General features: G+C 66.4%; 15 protein-coding genes and 2 pseudogenes. 7 read left to right on the forward strand and 10 right to left on the reverse strand.

Translation table 11 applies throughout. The features are described 5' to 3' along the window. Positions 1-9 precede the first annotated feature (9 nt). Positions 10-588: an HD domain-containing protein gene (locus tag PCA76_RS09050; protein ID WP_272616604.1), complete on the reverse strand. Its 579-nt coding sequence runs from the start codon at positions 586-588 to the stop codon at positions 10-12. After that, positions 585-1,712 (reverse strand): helix-turn-helix domain-containing protein, encoded by a 1,128-nt coding sequence (locus PCA76_RS09055; protein ID WP_272616605.1) that lies wholly within the window; start codon positions 1,710-1,712, stop codon positions 585-587. The genes PCA76_RS09050 and PCA76_RS09055 overlap by 4 nt, the downstream gene beginning before the upstream one ends. A 404-nt stretch (positions 1,713-2,116) precedes the next feature. Here PCA76_RS09055 and PCA76_RS09060 point away from each other — a divergent pair, with 404 nt between their 5' ends. Together PCA76_RS09060 and PCA76_RS09065 are read left to right on the forward strand one after the other, a co-directional pair. Beyond that, complete coding sequence (locus PCA76_RS09060; RefSeq protein ID WP_272616606.1) at positions 2,117-2,296, forward strand: hypothetical protein; 180 nt, start codon at positions 2,117-2,119, stop codon at positions 2,294-2,296. A gap of 211 nt (positions 2,297-2,507) precedes the next feature. Continuing rightward, positions 2,508-2,681, forward strand: coding sequence for a hypothetical protein (locus PCA76_RS09065; RefSeq protein WP_272616607.1), 174 nt, complete (start codon positions 2,508-2,510; stop codon positions 2,679-2,681). A 515-nt stretch (positions 2,682-3,196) separates the two neighbouring features. Here PCA76_RS09065 and PCA76_RS09070 read toward each other — a convergent pair. Next, the gene (locus PCA76_RS09070; protein WP_272616608.1) at positions 3,197-3,799 is read right to left on the reverse strand and encodes a TetR/AcrR family transcriptional regulator; all 603 of its coding nucleotides are present in this window, start codon (positions 3,797-3,799) and stop codon (positions 3,197-3,199) included. Between the two features lie 75 nt (positions 3,800-3,874). Continuing rightward, positions 3,875-4,768 carry an SDR family oxidoreductase gene (locus tag PCA76_RS09075; RefSeq protein ID WP_272616609.1) on the reverse strand — a complete coding sequence of 298 codons (894 nt, stop codon included), beginning with the start codon at positions 4,766-4,768 and terminating at the stop codon, positions 3,875-3,877. 648 nt (positions 4,769-5,416) lie between these two features. On the opposite strand from PCA76_RS09075, the gene PCA76_RS09080 reads away from it, so the two are divergent. After that, the gene (locus tag PCA76_RS09080; RefSeq protein WP_272616610.1) at positions 5,417-5,992 is read left to right on the forward strand and encodes an ArsR/SmtB family transcription factor; all 576 of its coding nucleotides are present in this window, start codon (positions 5,417-5,419) and stop codon (positions 5,990-5,992) included. Then, entirely contained in the window at positions 5,992-7,320 is a 1,329-nt protein-coding gene (locus PCA76_RS09085) for an MFS transporter (protein WP_272616611.1), read from the forward strand. The genes PCA76_RS09080 and PCA76_RS09085 overlap by 1 nt, the downstream gene beginning before the upstream one ends. A gap of 110 nt (positions 7,321-7,430) precedes the next feature. Here PCA76_RS09085 and PCA76_RS09090 read toward each other — a convergent pair. The 5 genes and pseudogenes from PCA76_RS09090 to PCA76_RS09115 form a co-directional block, all read right to left on the reverse strand. Then, positions 7,431-8,498, reverse strand: a pseudogene (locus PCA76_RS09090) (IS256 family transposase); the annotation flags it as partial. A 126-nt stretch (positions 8,499-8,624) separates the two neighbouring features. Next, a complete protein-coding gene (locus tag PCA76_RS09095) occupies positions 8,625-9,605 on the reverse strand; it encodes a zinc-binding dehydrogenase (protein ID WP_272616612.1) in 981 nt (326 codons plus the stop codon). An 882-nt stretch (positions 9,606-10,487) separates the two neighbouring features. Further along, positions 10,488-11,258, reverse strand: a complete 771-nt coding sequence (locus PCA76_RS09100) for a transposase (RefSeq protein WP_336298054.1) — start codon at positions 11,256-11,258, stop codon at positions 10,488-10,490. 490 nt (positions 11,259-11,748) lie between these two features. Continuing rightward, positions 11,749-12,078: a hypothetical protein gene (locus PCA76_RS09110; protein ID WP_272616613.1), complete on the reverse strand. Its 330-nt coding sequence runs from the start codon at positions 12,076-12,078 to the stop codon at positions 11,749-11,751. Between the two features lie 24 nt (positions 12,079-12,102). Continuing rightward, entirely contained in the window at positions 12,103-12,450 is a 348-nt protein-coding gene (locus PCA76_RS09115; RefSeq protein WP_272616614.1) for a hypothetical protein, read from the reverse strand. Positions 12,451-12,789: 339 nt separating this feature from the next. Between PCA76_RS09115 and PCA76_RS09120 the strand changes: the two genes are divergently transcribed. Continuing rightward, positions 12,790-13,146: a hypothetical protein gene (locus PCA76_RS09120; RefSeq protein ID WP_272616615.1), complete on the forward strand. Its 357-nt coding sequence runs from the start codon at positions 12,790-12,792 to the stop codon at positions 13,144-13,146. Positions 13,147-13,148: 2 nt separating this feature from the next. Here PCA76_RS09120 and PCA76_RS09125 read toward each other — a convergent pair whose 3' ends face one another. After that, positions 13,149-14,222 carry an IS630 family transposase gene (locus tag PCA76_RS09125; RefSeq protein ID WP_272616616.1) on the reverse strand — a complete coding sequence of 358 codons (1,074 nt, stop codon included), beginning with the start codon at positions 14,220-14,222 and terminating at the stop codon, positions 13,149-13,151. Between the two features lie 646 nt (positions 14,223-14,868). On the opposite strand from PCA76_RS09125, the gene PCA76_RS09130 reads away from it, so the two are divergent. After that, on the forward strand, positions 14,869-15,249 hold the full coding sequence (locus tag PCA76_RS09130) for an NUDIX hydrolase (protein WP_336298074.1): 381 nt from the start codon (positions 14,869-14,871) through the stop codon (positions 15,247-15,249). A gap of 63 nt (positions 15,250-15,312) precedes the next feature. Then, positions 15,313-15,747, forward strand: a pseudogene (locus PCA76_RS32795) (transposase); the annotation flags it as partial. Positions 15,748-15,888 lie beyond the last annotated feature (141 nt).

A 15,888-nucleotide genomic window follows, 5' to 3' on the forward strand; every position in this document is an offset into this window, starting at 1 on the left:
GACGTCCGCTTAGTCCTGCGGCGGGGGTATGAGCCAGGCCAGGGGTTGTCCGCTGAGGGCGGCGTCGGCAAGACGGTGGGCGCTGGCGGTCTTTAGAGCGGCTCGTGAGCTGTCGATCCAGCGCTGCACGTTGTCGACGCCTTGGTGGCGGTACTCGACGGCTTGGACGAGGCATTCCAGCTTGTCAGCGTCACGAGCGACGACAGCTTCTAGTGTCTCGCCAGCTTCGTACTCGGCGACTGCGGCGGTGATGACTTCGGCGACGGCTGGGGGACAGGCGGCGACCTGGTCGGCGGTGACGGCGGTGTTGGGTACGGCGGTGAGATAGCGCTTGGCGATGTGTGGGATATCGGTGATTCGGGTTTCCTGGGTGTCGTGCAGGACGCAGAGCATTGACACTCGGGCTGCATCGGCGCCCTCCATGGCGGCGAGCATCATTCCGATGAGCGCCGTTCGGAAGGAGTGCTCGGCGATGGACTCGGGTTGCTTGACGCCGGCGAACCACCAGCCGGTCCGGGCGGCGCGTTTGAGGACGCCAGCTTCGAAGATGAAGTTCATCGCTCCGGCGGCGTCGTGATCGTCGGTCATCTGCCCGTCCCTGTGCCGGTGAGTCCGTCCGCCCGCATGCTGTAAACGATAGAGGTTAGTTCCTGCCGCGACTGCGCGGAGATCCGGTCGCTCTCCAGGAGCGGGACACTGCGGTCGAGGAGCGCCCGAGTCGCGGCAGGGTTGTCGAGAGCGAGACCGCGTCGTGCGGCCAGCAGAGCCCAGACGTTGTGGATGTTGAGGTCGACGAAGGGATGCTCTGGATAGAGGCGATGGACCAGGTGCCGAAGAAGGATTGAGCCATGCCAGTCAGCGAGCGCTTCGGGCATGAAGGAGTCGTCGCGGTGGCGGTACGGGATCTCGCCCACCCAGTAGGCCGAATAGTTGAGGGCTGCTCGCTCGCAGGCGTCGTCGGGGTGTGCGCGAGCGATGAAGTCTCGTAACGGTTCCGGGTCGCCCTGGTTAGCGAGGGACGTGACGACGGAGCGGGCGTCGGGCCACAGCGGTGACCAGGTGCGAAAGGTGGTCGTGCGGCGTGCTCGGGCGGTGGCCTGGGTGAGCCAACCTGCTGCTGCCTTGGTGGGGTCCATGCCGGCAAGGAAGCAGGCTTGCCGGTGCAGCAGCACGTTCCGATGCCGTCCGGCTGCGGCGCGATCGGCGAGCACGTGAAGGTGAGCGAAGAACGCACGTTGCTCGTCGACGGGCAGGGTCGGCCCGGACGCGACTGGACCCCGCCGGAGATGGGCGATGGGTAGCCCTCTGGCGAAGGTCGGTGTCTGCCCGAGGACGGCCCAGAGGATCAAGTCGTTCAGACGGTGGGTGAGTACGGACCAGCCCAGCGGCTGTTCGGCGATGTCGCAGCGGCCCACATGTTCCTTGAGGACGGCCGCGAGGATGAGATCCGCCTCGGCGGCGTCGTCAAGTGCTGCGAGCAGCAGTGTGTTCGCGCCGAGCCGTCCGAGCCGGCGTCGGACGGCGATCGCCTGCCCGAGCGGTACCGCGGTGAATGGCCGGCGCCCGGATTCCCAGCTCTGCACGGTCACGCGATCGACGTCCAGGTCGGCGGCGAGCTGCTCCTGCGTGAGCGGGATGGACTCCCGGATCAGCTTGAACAGGTAGCCGGTCACCTCGCCGCGATTTGGTGCTGATCGTCCGTGACCTTTCATGCGTCATCCCTACGTTGACCCGTGGTCGACGTTCCGCCGTGAAACCAACGCTGCGGCAGCTCATCTGGCCTGCTCACTCGTACTGCGGGTGAGTCCAACCGCCGTCGTCGTGATCGTAGCGTCGCAGTTACCGAACGTTCCAGATCCGGTCCCGTGGTTCGGGGTCGGTTATGGAGCGCTGCCCGGCGGAGGGAGCCAGTGATGCGGGACAGGACACCACCATGGCGACGAGTGACCTACGACCAGTACCTGATCGCTGCCGCGATGACCCTGGCACGACGACACCGCCCGGCATGGTCGTGGCCGAAGTGGAGGTGGATCTGCCGCTGTGGGGCCGACTTGCCCTGCCGTAGCCGACACCGCATTCCGATCAATCGGGGGCACTGGCCCGCCATGGAGGAGCAGTGAGCAACGACGCGGAGCGGCAAATCCTGGTCGTACACCTCCTCGCTAAGGACGGCCTGTGCACCGGTTGCCGGGCGTGGTGGTCGCGGCTCACGCCGTACCCGTGCTGGCAGGTGGACTGGGCGACCAGCCGGCAGGCGCGGTCGATGACGGCGGCGCTGCTCGGAGGCCGCGCATGACCACGCACGGCCCGGTGCTGCCGATCTGGAGTTGCGGCGGCTGCGATGCTCCCTGGCCCTGCCGCACACGGCAGCGCGAGCTACGCGCGGAGTTCGACGATGCTCCGATATCCCTGGCTCTGTACCTAGGTGCGCAGCTGGTGCGGGCATCTGAGGATCTGACCTGGGTGCCGGCGGGGGCGCTGCACAGACGCTTCCTCGGCTGGCTTCGGTGAGCATCCTGCGGCCTGGCGACCAGAAGTTCCACTACAGCGACGGCTCTCACAAGTGGATCCCACCGGACCCGGATTACGACCAGGAGGTCTGGGACGAACAGGTCCGCCAACACAAGCAAGGACACCTGAGAAACGTGCACCCGAAGGTGCGGATTCAGCGCCTCGTCTGAGGCCAGTGGTACAGCAGCGAAGTACAGCAACCGCGCCAGCCGAATCGAGCCGAGAAGCGCGTCAGCAGGCCGTCCGACCTCGCATCAAGCCCGATCCGACCGGCTTGCCGAGAGTTCACACCGAAGAGGTCAAGCCTCCAGCCTCCCGACTGGCTGGTGCCGGCTGTTGAACTGAGGCCTGCCGGCGCCAATCACGAGGCCAGCCCGCTTCGATGCACGGCTCTGGCTGTCGTCGCGGTGCCGTCGGTACGGATCCCGCGAGCTGAGACCCAGATCCCACTGGCGAACCTCTGAGCAGGGCTTCCTGAACGGTGACCTCTTCGGCGGACCCGAAGATGTCAGCCATGGTGTTCCCGGTCGTCAGTCGGGCGGCGTCCTCTTATGTCGATGAGCGTGCACGCCGCTCACGTGCTGGAGTGTGGTTGGCAACCGCCTTACCACGACGACGCCCAGCTACATCAATCGTCACGGGAAAGCGGCTTTGATCGGTAGTCACCCATTTAAGAAACGACGCACTAAGCAGTCAGGGAAGCAAGGATTATTTCTCGCGCTGCTCGGACCGTAGCCGCGAAGGCGGCCGGGTCCCGGCCGATACGTTCCGCGCCAGCGCGCATGACACCGGACAGCAACTCCACTGCGAGGTGCGGGTCGCCGACGTTGCGGAATTCGCCGCGCGCCATCCCGTCTCGGACAACGTGTTCCACCTCGACCACGATGGCGTGGAACGGGTTGTCCGGCCCCTTGGGCACTTCGGCGGCCGGCATGCGGGTGCCCGGCCGGAACATCAAGTGCATGGCCGGGTCCGTGAACGCCTCCAAGACCTCCTGGATGATTTCCAGCATGCGCTGCGCTGCCGGCTCCGCGGAACGCGCGGCGATTGCGGTCACCCGCTGGACCGTGGGCCGGCCTCTACGCTCGGTCAACGCCTGGACCAGGGCGCTTTTGTCGGTCGCATAGTTGTACAGAGTGTTGCGCGCGAGCCCGGCCCGGGCGGCGATGTGGCCCATGTTGATCGATTCGTAGTCGCGTTCGTGCAGCAATTGCCGTATCGCCTCGGCGAGGTCGGCCCACACCAGTTCGTGGTGCTCCTCGAGGTTGACTCCCCGGATACGCGGCATCCGATCATCCTCCTTCGATGGGGTCCCGTGCCCGCCCCGAGCGTGCCGTGCCCTCTGAGCAAGGGAGGTCGGTGACTACGCGGTGGCTTGCTTCGGGTAATGGCGGCGCAGGTTGGCGGCGAGAATGCGGTCGAGCGTGCGGTCGGACAGTATCCGGGTCAGGGGGATGATCATGGCGGCATCCCGGCCGGCGGTGTAGCGGGCACGCGGTCTGCGGGTCATCACGGCCTTCACGATGATTCGGGCGGCGGCATCGGCGGTCAGGCCCGATGCAGTGCCCGAGGTCATCAAGGCGTTGTTCGCCTGGACCAGACTGCCGTAGCGCTCGACCTGCTCTGGTGTCATCCGCGCGGCCAAGTCGTTCGCCGTGGCGACCCCGCGGGTGGCCATCTCCGTGCGGACGCCGCCGGGCTCGACCACGACCACGTGTACGCCCAGCGGCGCGACCTCCCGACGCAATGAGTCGCTGACCGCCTCTAGGGCGAACTTCGCGCCGGCGTACGCGCCGTAGGTGGCCATGGCGGCCCGGCCGCCGATCGAGCTGATATTGATCACTCGGCCCTTGCTGCGCAACAGGGCTGGCAGGAGCGCCTGGGTGACGGCGATGTGGCCGAACAGGTTGACCTCGAACACCCACCGCCACTGCTCCATGGGCAAAGCTTCGACCGGCCCGTTCACCTGGATGCCGGCGTTGTTGACAAGCGCGTGCAACTCGCGAGGGTCTGCGGCGACCCGGGCGGCGAGTGCGTTCACGTGCTCGGACTCGGTGATGTCAAGGATGACCGGTTCGACGCCGGCCGCCCGGATGGCGTCGCCATCACGATCGCGTCGCACGCCAGCCAGGACGTGGAATCCCCGGCGAGCCAGTTCGTGGGCGGCTGCCGCGCCCATGCCCGTGGAGGCTCCGGTCACGACGACTAGCTTCTGGGTTTCGCCGCCCGTACCCGTGTTCATTGCCTGCTTCGTCACGGCGTCTTACTCCTTTATGCGACGGCCTGTCGCGAACATTACGACGTTCTGTCGCCAAAGGCTAGCTACGGGCGTGCGTGTGATGGCCTTCACCTCGAGGGCCGCCCGTAGTTTCCAGACCAAAACAACGGTGAGCAGTTGATCTAGGCCCGCACCTGGAGTAACTACCTCAGGACGGCTGGGTTGCCGGACGCGTTTCGGCGTTTTCCGTGATCCCGGTACGTGGGAAGGGAGGTCAGCGCCGGTGTCGGCGGTGGTGCTCGTCGTTCTCGGCGGTGATGCGTGCGGAGGTCTCCTCACCGACCCGGACGTAGATGCCCAGAGTAGGCGAGGTGTCGGTGGCGGGACTTGGCTTGGAGTTCGGCGGCGCTGCGGCCCTGGCGGAGCCACACGACCAGCGTGGGCAGCCGAAACGAGAGCGACAGCCCGGGCGCCTCGACCGAAGCCTGGCCGGGCCACGATCGCAGGTCAATGAAACAAGTAGTCGAGATGAGCGCGCCGAACTCGGCTGAGGATGCGCAACGGACGGCATCATCACGAGTTCGCCGGTGCCCTTGGCGGCCCCATCTTGGGCGCAGTCGCTCCGGCTCGGTGGTACTCCGAAAACATAGCTTGGCCAAGAAGTGTTGGCCAAGCTATGTTGGCTCAATGTCGTCCGGCCAGAGGAAGCAACTCACCGACCCGCAGGCGCTACGCGCGCTCGCTCATCCCATCCGTCTCAAGCTGCTCGAACTGCTCACCGTCGACGGTCCGGCCTCCGGGCGAAAACTGGCAGATCGGACCGGCGAGTCCACGGCATCCATCAGCTATCACATCGGCCAGCTGGCCAAATGGGGTCTCGTCGAGCCCGCACCCGACCTGGCTGAAGGACGCGAACGGCCGTGGCGAGCAACCAGCCGAGGGATCACCTGGACAGCGACCGGTGACGGCTCACCAGAGTTCACCGCCGCCTCTCGGGCGCTGCGAGAGCAGTTCATCGCTCAGCGACTCGCCGCACTGGACGCCTACCAACGCCACCAGGACGACTTCGACACCGCCTGGCAGGAGGCGGCCTGGGTCGGCGAAGACATCGGTTACCTCGACCCCGACGAGCTTGTCGAGGTAACCGAGCGCATCAAAGCCCTCATCGGTGAGTACACCGCTGCCGCACGGCCCCGCAAGGCGAACACCCGCCGCGTCGCCTTCTTCGGATACGCCGTCCCCACGTACGACGGCCCGAGCTGATGCTGCACACACCGGGACTGCTCGCCCTGTTCGTCGCGAAGCTGCTGTCCACCTTCGGTTCCTGGCTCACCCTCCTGGCGCTGCCGTGGTTCGTTCTGGTGACCACCGGCTCGCCGGTGAAGATGAGCGCGGTTATGGCCGCAGAGTTCCTCGGCGTCGTGACACTGGGTCTGCCCAGCGGCAAGGTCGTGGCCCGGCTCGGTGTGCGGCACACGATGCTGATTTGCGACGGGGCGCGCGTACCTTTGATGGCGCTGATCCCGCTGCTGCATCAGACGGGATGGCTGAGTCTGCCGGTCTTGCTGGCGGTCTCGTTCAGTCTCGGTGTGTTCACTGCGCCTTATGTCTCCTCGCAGCGGCTCATCCTGGCCGACCTCCTCGGCCCGATACGGGGTACCGACGAAAAACTCCTCGCCCGCGCCAACAGCCTGATCGACGGTGCGACCAGAATCGCCGCACTCGCCGGACCCGCCCTCGGCGGCCTGCTCATCGCCCTGCTCGGACCAGCCCAGGTCCTCTGGATCGACGCCGGCACGTACCTCGTCTCCTTCGTCATCCTGGCCGCCTTCGTCCGGCCACCCGCCACCGTTGTGGCAGGCACGGACAGGGCGTCCTCTCGTACAAGCCACGAGCAGGCCTCCACGTTCACGGGCCTACACCACACGCTGCGCCACCGAGCACTTCGGCGCTTCGTGCTCGCCCTGACGTTGGTGACCATCTCGGTCCCCGCCATATTCATCTGCCTACCAGTGCTGGTCCTGAATGATCTGGGAGGCGACCCTCGAACGCTAGGGCTACTCATCGCGGCAAACGGCGCTGGCCTCGCCATCGGAAGCCTGGTAGCCGTCACCGGCCTGGGCCGGATGAACAACACCGCCCTCACCGGCGCCGCCATGCTGCAATGCGCCCCGCTGTGGCTACTACTCATCGACCAGACAATCGTCATGGCCAGCGGACTGTTCCTGGTAGGACTGGCCACGCCGATGCTGGCCGCAACGATCAACACACGCGTCACCCTACGCACCCCGGCACCTATCCGACCTCATGTGATGACCGCCGTGACGACCACCGAAAACCTGGGGGCATTCGTCGGATACACCGCCGCCGGACCGGCGATACAACTCAGCGGGCCACGCACAGTCTTCGCCGCGATAGCAACCCTGGCTGCCCTCGGCGCGATCACCTTCGCCATGGCCCTACGCGCCGACCACTCACGACCAGCCGTGCCGAGTCAGCGCCCTCACGAACTGCGGCAACACCGCCGCACGTCGGCGATACGCGAGCCTGCGGCTGACCCGAGCAACCCCGCCCCAACCAGCTACCCGTAGGAACCCGGTCCCCGCGCCGGGCCCTCGACATGCTTTCCAACGAGCACAGCCGCGAAAACCCGACCTCATCGAACATCGCCGACTAACCAACATTCAAATGAAAGACCGAGGTTAGTGGAGCAGATGACGGTGCGGATCTCCACGTCGTAGTCGAGGAACGGGATGAACTCGGCCCACGCGTTGTCCCCCAGGCGGATCACCGCCGGATACCGTCCGCCCCACTTCTCCGCCAGGTCCTCGAACGCCGCCCGGGGCGCAGCCGCGTTGACGGCGGTGTAGATCGGCTTGATGTCGTGTTTCAACTCGTCCCAGTACCTGCGCGAGGTGAGCCGGAACGTGTTGCGGATCAGATGGATGATGCAGGTCTGCACGATCGCGGCCACACGTTCGTCACCACGTCGGGGAGGCCTTTGAGGCCGTCGCAGACGAGGAAGAACACGTCCTTCACGCCCCGATTGCGCAGGTCGGTCAACACACTCATCCAGAACTTCGCGCCCTCACCACCGGTGCCGGCCCACAGGCCGAGGATGTCCTTTTCCCCGTCGAGGGTGACCCCGATCGCGGCGTAGAACGGCCGGTTCGCGATCTGCCCATCCCGAACTTTGACCACGATCGCGTCGATGAACACCGCCGCATAGATCTCATCCAACGGGCGGTGCGACCAGTCGGTCATCTCCTCGATCACCTTGTCGGTGATCCGCGAGATCGTCTCCTTACTGACCGAAGCGCCGTAAATCTCGGCAAAATGCGCTGAGATCTCCCCGGTCGTCAAAACCCTTGGCATACAACGACAACACGACCTCGTCGACCCCCGACAACCGGCGCTGCCGATTCCGCACGATCTGGGGCTCGAACGTGCCAGCCCGATCCCGTGGCACGTCAATCTGCACCGGCCCGGTGGTGTCGGTCAGCACCGTCTTCGACCGGCTGCCGTTGCGGATGTTGCCCGAGCCGGCGCCGTCGGGTTCGTGTTTGGCATAACCGAGGTGCTCGGACATCTCCTCGTTCAACGCGGTCTCCAAGACCGTCTTGGTCAACTGCCTGAGCAGCCCATCCGGACCGGTCAAGGACAGACCTTGTTCCTTGGCCGCCCGGACCAGCTCGGTGGCGGCCTTCGCCTCCGCCGACGGCTCCACCCGCTTCTTCCGTCCAGCCTGATCGTTCTGTGTCGCGGTCATCACGGCACCCTCCTCACCAGGCACAACGCCTGGCAGGTCAGGCCGGAAACACCTTTAGATCCACAGTCCCCCAGCACTGAAGCAGCGGCGAATCGGTTCCAGCGCCATCGGCATCGACGGCAGTCATCAGCTGGCCGTTCGGTCACCGACCAGCAACAGGGACTTGCCCACCGTCGTGCGCGCGGCAAGTGCACGGTGGGCGTCAGTGGCCTGCTCCAGCGGGTAGGTGGCGCCGATCGCCGGCCGCAGCCGTCCCTCCGCGGCGCGTTGCAGTGCCAGGCCTAGCAGTTCGCGCACGGTCTCCTGGTTCGGTGGGCCGTCCAGTAGCGGAGCGAGCACCGAAATGTCGCGGCGCGCGGCCGACTCGGGGTCCGGTGCGGCGAAGCCGTCGGCGGTGCCGTAGGTGACGAAGCGGCCGCCGTCGGCCACCGCGTCAAAGGTGGCCGTGCCGAGCGAGCCACCCGCCCCGTCGTAGGCCAGCGCGGCGCCGCCACCGGTCACCTCCCGCACCTGGCGGATCCAGTCCGACCGGGTGTAGTCGACGCCAACCTCCGCGCCCAGCTCGCGGGCCAGTGCCAGTTTGACGTCGCTGGATGCGGCGGCGACCACCCGGGCGCCGGCTTCGGCGGCCAGCTGCACCAGCAGCGATCCGGCTCCGCCGGCAGCCGCTGAGACAAGCACCCATTCTACCTTCTCCGGCGCGCCCAGCCGGTTCAGGCTGAGCGCGGTCACGCCGTCGTGCACCAGCGCGGCCGCCGCCTCGATGGCCAGCCCGTCGGGCACCGGCATGATCTCCTCGACGTCCGCGGCGACCCGTTCGGCGTAACCGGTGCTGGTCCGTACGACCACACGCCGACCGATCCATGCCGGGTCCACCCCTTTGCCGGTCTCCACGACCGCGCCCGCCCCTCCGCCACCTGGCACGTACGGCAATGTCCGCGGGAAGAAGTCCTGGCCCCAGCCGCTGCGTAGCAGGGTGTCGAGGAGAATGACGTCCGCCGCAGCCATGCCGACGACGACCTGGCCGGGTCCGGGCACCGGGTCGGGCAGATCCGCGGGGGACAGCACCTCCGGGCCGCCGAACACGGCCACCTGGATTGCGCGCATGTGCAGCATCCCTAACGTGAGACAGTGTCCTGGCCAGTGTTCAAGCTGAAGCCTGGTTGAGGTCAAGATGTCCCCTGAGGCGGCGAGACCAAGGCCACCACTATCCATTTGCAACTTTCGATGGTGATCGGGTGCACGCATCTGCCGCTGACAAAGCGCGGCGATCATGGGTGTGCACCCCGATCGACCGATGCAGCTGCGGGAGCCAGCCCTGCTGCCAATCAAGGCACTGGGCCGTCAGCTCACGACCGATCGGCGGTCGGCGGTCGGCGGTCCAGTGTGAGCCCGGTTAGGGGGCAGGTGGGGAGCAACAGGGTGCCCTGAACGGCCTTGAACTGCATCCAACGGCAATGAACGGCGCTCAACTGCACCCACCCCTGCCTGCGGCTCCACGTTGCCGCAGGTCAGAGTCGGTGCGGCGTCCTGTTTCACACCGAAGAGGTCGCTGGTTCGATACCAGCATCGCCCACCCTTAGTTTTCGCAGGTCAGAAGCCCGTTACCGGAGTCATCGGTAACGGGCCTCGCGGTATGTGCTGCTTACATTGGGAGCAGATTGGGAGCAGCGCGGCTGGTTCTCGGTTCGGGCCGCCCTGGACCGCCCGGCTGAGTGAGCTGATTTGCGGTCCCGAGCGGGCCTGCTGGCTGGTTGAGGAGCACCGGCGCCCACATCACGAGAGGGTGCCCCCGCGCTGTGGCTCACGGGCGGACTGATGGCCGTCGGTCCGGTGATCCGCCCACTCGCCGGTCCACATTGCGAGGTCGCGTACCCAACGCTCGGTGTTCTGCCGGGACTTGGCCGCCCACTTCGTTGCGTTCTTTGACGCGAAGTCGTCCAAGACCTGACGGTCAGTCGCGGTCCATGCGGGAAGCTGGGTGAGCCACTATTCTGCCTGCTCGGCGGTGTGGCCGCTACCAATCAGCCATGGGACGAGCAACGCGAGTTCGACCCATGCGGCGGCCTTGGTTGCCCACGCCCAGTCCACGATGCGTAGGCCGAGTGGGGTCACGATCAAGTTCGCCGGGTTGAGGTCGGAATGGATAAGTGTCTCGCCGTCCATCGCGGGGTGTGCGAACTCGAGCCGGGCTGCTGGGGTGAACCATGTCTCGCCGGGTGCCGGCGTCTCTTGAAGTGCTGTCAGTGCGGCTAGGAGCAGATTGAGGTCCGTGCTGCCGGGAGACAGGTCGGGGTGGGGACCGGGAAGATGCTCGGTCCCCACCACCAGCCAGCCATCGGATTCGAACTGCCACAGGACTGCGGGCGGGTGCCGGTCGATGGCCTGGGTTGCCGCCAGTTCGTAGCGCAGCGACCGAACGCTCAACTCGCCGGAGGCCGCCTTGACGAAGATCGGTCCGGCCGGTCCGGTGACCGTCGAGGCGATCTCGGCGTGGTTGCCACTGGACGCTGGGGTGATGGGAGCGGTGCCGTTCCAGGAGGCGAAGTGGGCCCGGTTCGGGAACCGGGTGACATCACCGACTTCGACCAACAGCCGGGCGGCGCCGGAGGGTCCGATGCCGTGCAGGTCCATCAGCGTGGTCCCGGTGGAAGCCACGAGTTCTTTCAGTTCCTTGTTGGCTTCCTTGGAACGCCGGTAGACGCGTTCGAGGTCACCGATCAGCTCCGCGGCGACCCGGCGCTGGGTCTTGCCGACCACGTCACGGGGCCGAACAGTGGCCAGCAGTGTCTTGGCCTGGGCGGCGGACAGACTCTTCTTCGCCGCGGTCGGTGTCGAACCGGCCGCCGCCGACGATGGTCTCGTCGCTGGTCATGACCTCGATTGTGGCAGAGCGCTTGTGCGGGTCCATCCCGATGACCACACGATCTGACGTGCCACTCAACGCTTCCTCCGATGCTCGATCCACCTGGGATGTCGAGCCGGGAGGGCAACGCTACTTTGAGCAGTGCAAACCCCTCTTGAGCCTCTCCCCGCTCTGGGGCGACGCCCGGGCCGCGCAGGCCAAATGAGAGCCACACGACCAGCGTGGGCAGCCGAAATGAGAGCGACAGCCCGAGCGCCTCGACCGAAGCCTGGCTGGGCCACGGTCGCAGGTCAATGAAACAAGTAGCCGAGATGAGCGTGCCTGGCGATAGCGAGAATTTTGCGCCGATTCGGTGGTCGGCTGGTCACCGGGTAGATCGGGTCATCAGGCGTCCCACGAGGGTTTTCGCCCAGGGGTGGTATCGCGTGTTCTGGAATGACCTTCGTGGTTCGGAAAAGGTTCGGCATCATATTCCAGGATGACCTCGGAACGCGGTCCGACCAGCTGGTGATGGTCGTTCGCGAAGCTGGTGGCGGCACCGGTGGCGAGCAGCGTCGTAGCTCCAGCATCAAGAACGTCGAACTGATGCCGCTTGGACACGAACTTCCGGCGCAGCACCGCCACCGGAGTTCCGTCCCCCAGGGTGACCGCGGCAGTACGCCGGAGCGGGGACAGCAGGGGCAGCAGGAGCCGGCCGGTGAAGATCGAGTGCATGGCGCCATCCTGGTCGATGAGCGATCAGCGACCGCACCAGGCCCGGGTTGAAGCGGTGCGGAGCAGCAGCCCGCTGACGAGCAGGGCCAGCACCGCCAGCAGCCCGCCCAGGATCCCCACGACGACAACGGGTTCGACCGGCGGCGTGATCAGCGACCCGAGGCGCGGCCCGAACAGCAGCATCGTCCCGGCACCACCGAGAAAGGCGAGCCCGACGCCCACGGCGAATCGCTGGGCCACCCGCCACGCGGTCGGGCCCCCGCGCCGGAGGCCACGGAGCAGGACACCGACGGCCACCGTGCAGCCACCCAGGGCGAGCCAGTTCCCGGCGCCGCCGACCTCGGCCAGGAGCGCGATGTCAACGGCAAGCACGTACACCACCAGAGCGCGAACAGCAGCACGCTGGCGCTGATGCTGGGCGGTCGCCGCCCGGTGGCCGCCGGGCCGGGGCGCAACGGCTCGCTGATCATCGCCGGATCATACGGACCGGTCACCAGGGAAAGCCTCGTGGCACCACATGACCGCTACGGGCCCACCCGCTCCTGACCGGCGTCCGAGGCCGTGAGCAGGCGGATGACCTGATCGACGTCGCGGTCACGGTCCTCCTCGGTGGCGGGCAGCGTCCCCCGCGCGACGTGCGCCAGCTACTGTCGCGTGTCTGAAGTAGTTTGACGTACGGACGTTGTCGTACCGGGCTGCCAGAGTGCGAACGTGGACGACGCGTTGACCGTGCTGGGGAGAGAGTTCGAGGCCGTTGAGGGCAGCTTCCTGCTGCGCCTGCGGGGCGATGCTCTTGTCTGGGACCGGGCAGCGTTCAGCCGGCTGGAGCAGGCGATGCGGATGGCCTGTCAGCAGCACGAAGGCCATGACGAGGTGCCGCGCTGGATGGCGGAGGGGTTCTATGAGGTCTCACATTTCGTGGCGGAGTGGACCAGCCACCCGAACTTCCCTCGGCCGGAGCCGGCGGAGTATTACCAGGACTGCCTGGAGCGGCTGCGGGACTTGGCGGACTGGTTCTTTCGCGGCTGGCATGCCTACCAGGAGCCGCATGTGTGGCGTGATCTCTGACGTCATGCGGACGGGCTACGTGTGGACTTCGCGAGAATCTCGTCGGCGGTCTTGGTCCAGCGCAACGGTTGGCAGCGTTCGTTGTAGCCGTCGATGAACGCGCGGATCGCGGCGATCAGGTCGGTGACGCTGGTGAAACTGCCGCGGCGGATGGCCTGCCGGCTGATGATCCCGAAGAAGATCTCGACCATGTTCATCCAGGAGGCGCTGGTCGGGGTGAAGTGCAGGGTGATCCGGGGGTGCTTGGCCAGCCAGGCTTTGACGTTCGGGTGGTTGTGTGTGGCGTAGTTGTCGCACACGACGTGCAGTTTTACCCGTGGGTGGGCCTTGGCGACCTGTTTGAGGAAGGCCAGGAACTCGGAGCTGGAGTGCCGTTCGTAGCCGGCGTCCGCGGTGATCTTCCCGGTGGCGACCTCCAGCGCCGCGAACAGGGTAGTGGTGCCGTGCCTGCGGTAATCGTGGGTACGGCGTTCCGCGGCGTCGAAGCGCATCGGCAGCAGCGGCGCGGTCCGGTCCAACGCCTGGATCTGCGATTTCTCGTCTACGCAGACCACGACCGCGTTAGTCGGCGGGTCGAGATACAGGCCGACCACGTCGCGGATCTTGGCTTCCAGCTGCGGGTCGGTGGAAAACTTGAACGTCTCCACGCGGTGCGGCTGTAATCCCCAGGCCCGCCAGATCCGGGCCACCTCAGCGAAGCTGACCGGCATCCCCGCCCTGCTCAACTGGTCCGCGAGCAGCCGCGCCGACCAATGCGTCACCGCCAGCTGCGACGGTGGCGGGTTCAGCGTCGATGCGATCACGGCCGCCTCGTCGATGCGGCCCGGCCGGCCTGAGCGTGGCAGATCGGCCAGCGCGACGATGCCGCCGGCCTCATACCGCGCCCGCCAAGCGATTACCGTCTGCCGCGTCATCCCGACCCGCCGTCCGATCTCCGCATTCGGTAGTCCCTCGGCAGCCAGCAACATCATCCGAGCCCGCTGCACATGCCCGGCCGGCGCAGCAGACGAGCGCGTCAACTCCCGCAGGCGCGCACCATCACCGGGACGAAGAACCAGCGCAACTGCGACAGACATGCCTCATTGTCGCCCACCACAACCGTCAAATCAATTCAGACACGCGACACTACGCATAACCGAGGTACGCGGTCAGGCGCTTGAGGACTAGCGCCTTCGCGACGATGGCCTCTTGAAGCAAGAAACAAGAAACACCTCATGATCCGAGAGGTCATCCACGGAGACGCATCGCTGCCACGACCCAGCCGACGTTTAGCCATCCCGCCGCCCTGGGGCCGTTTACGGGCCGTCTCCCACGTCTATTCTGCACTTGTCAGAAAGGCAGAGCCCAGGAGTCGAGATCGTGCTCAGCGCAACTGGCGAACCCCAGTTCGGAGAGTTGAACCTTTGCCAGTCTCACGGAGCCAGGACATGTGTGTCCTGTCCCGGTGGGGCTGCGGAGTCCCAGTGAGATTGGCGGCGGCGGACCAACTATCTGCTACCCGGCCCACTGAATCTGCTTATTGCCCGGGACAGCTAGGGGGCGCGGCTTGGGGACCAGGTTCGACCGATGCAGTTGATCTGCGAGCATCGTGCGATGGAGCGCTTGGATAGTCGGACCGTCTACACCAACGCCTGGATGACCGTCCGGGAGGATCGCATTCGCCGGCCAGACGGCCCGGCTGGCACTTAAGGGGGTGGTGGAGAAGCCGGATTCGCGCTGGTCCTGCCCCGCTGGGCTGAGGGCTTTTGGCTGGTCGAGCAGTTCCGCTACCCAGTTGGCCGGCGAGCCTGGGAGTTCCCTCAGGGCAGTTGGGGACACGAAGTCAGGGGCGGCGCCTCCGCGCTGGCTCGTCAGGAGTTGGCCGAGGAGACCGGATTGCGTGCGGAGACGGTCACCCATCTGGGGCACCCGTACGAGGCGTACGGCTTTTCCACCCAGGGCTTCGACGTCTACCTGGCCAGCGGGTTGACCGAGGGAGAGCCGGACCGCGAGGCGACCGAGCAGGACATGGTGCACCGGTCGTTCACCGACGCGCAGATCCGTGCCATGGTGTTGGCTGGCGAAGTCGTCGATGCGCCGTCGCTGGCTGCGCTGACCCTCTAGACAATGTCTCGTTGACCCCGCCGCTCGACTCACGGCAGACCGGCCTTCTGCTGGTGCCCGTAAAAAGGGGGCTCACCGACAAGTGCGGCGACGCCTGGTGGTGCGCAAGTTGGCGAGGCCACCGGCCGGTCTCGAGGCGGACTGAGCACGAAGATCCACATCGCTGTCGGCGGCTGCGGTCGCCCGCTGTGGCCCCTGCCCCGGCGAAGCCGGCGACAACCCCCAGCTCCTGGCGTTGCTGAACCAGATGGGGGTCAACGAACCCGGAACTGGTCGGCCTCGCAAACGCCCCGGCGTCCTGATCGCGGATAAGGGCTACGCCGACGACTCCACCAGCCGGGAGTTGCGCGAGCGGGGGATCCGGCACGTGATCCCCCAAACGATCGGACCAGGTCGACCGCCGGGCCGCCAAGGGCAGGGCCAGGGGGCGATAACCAGCCTTCGACAAGGTGACCTACCGCAAGCGCAACGTCGTTGGAACGCTGCTTCAATCGGCTTAACTAGTCGGCGTCGGGCGGCCCCTGCTGGTACCGGCCAGGAACGTGAGAAAAGCTCAAGAGTTCCTCAAGTTTACGGCTGACACCGGCCTGACCCGCGTTTAAGTGCAAGGGTCATCGAGATTTCGGAAACGGAGGATCG

Origin of the sequence: Micromonospora sp. LH3U1 (genome assembly GCF_028475105.1) — a bacterium.
GTDB lineage: Bacteria > Actinomycetota > Actinomycetes > Mycobacteriales > Micromonosporaceae > Micromonospora.

What these genes read in the sequence shown, in the direction of transcription:
- PCA76_RS09050 (WP_272616604.1), bottom strand. Translation starts at nt 588, where the DNA reads ATGACCGACGATCACGACGCCGCCGGAGCGATGAACTTCATCTTCGAA.
- PCA76_RS09055 (WP_272616605.1), bottom strand. Translation starts at nt 1,712, where the DNA reads ATGAAAGGTCACGGACGATCAGCACCAAATCGCGGCGAGGTGACCGGC.
- PCA76_RS09070 (WP_272616608.1), bottom strand. Translation starts at nt 3,799, where the DNA reads ATGCCGCGTATCCGGGGAGTCAACCTCGAGGAGCACCACGAACTGGTG.
- PCA76_RS09080 (WP_272616610.1), top strand. Translation starts at nt 5,417, where the DNA reads ATGTCGTCCGGCCAGAGGAAGCAACTCACCGACCCGCAGGCGCTACGC.
- PCA76_RS09085 (WP_272616611.1), top strand. Translation starts at nt 5,992, where the DNA reads ATGCTGCACACACCGGGACTGCTCGCCCTGTTCGTCGCGAAGCTGCTG.
- PCA76_RS09095 (WP_272616612.1), bottom strand. Translation starts at nt 9,605, where the DNA reads ATGCGCGCAATCCAGGTGGCCGTGTTCGGCGGCCCGGAGGTGCTGTCC.
- PCA76_RS09110 (WP_272616613.1), bottom strand. Translation starts at nt 12,078, where the DNA reads ATGCACTCGATCTTCACCGGCCGGCTCCTGCTGCCCCTGCTGTCCCCG.
- PCA76_RS09125 (WP_272616616.1), bottom strand. Translation starts at nt 14,222, where the DNA reads ATGTCTGTCGCAGTTGCGCTGGTTCTTCGTCCCGGTGATGGTGCGCGC.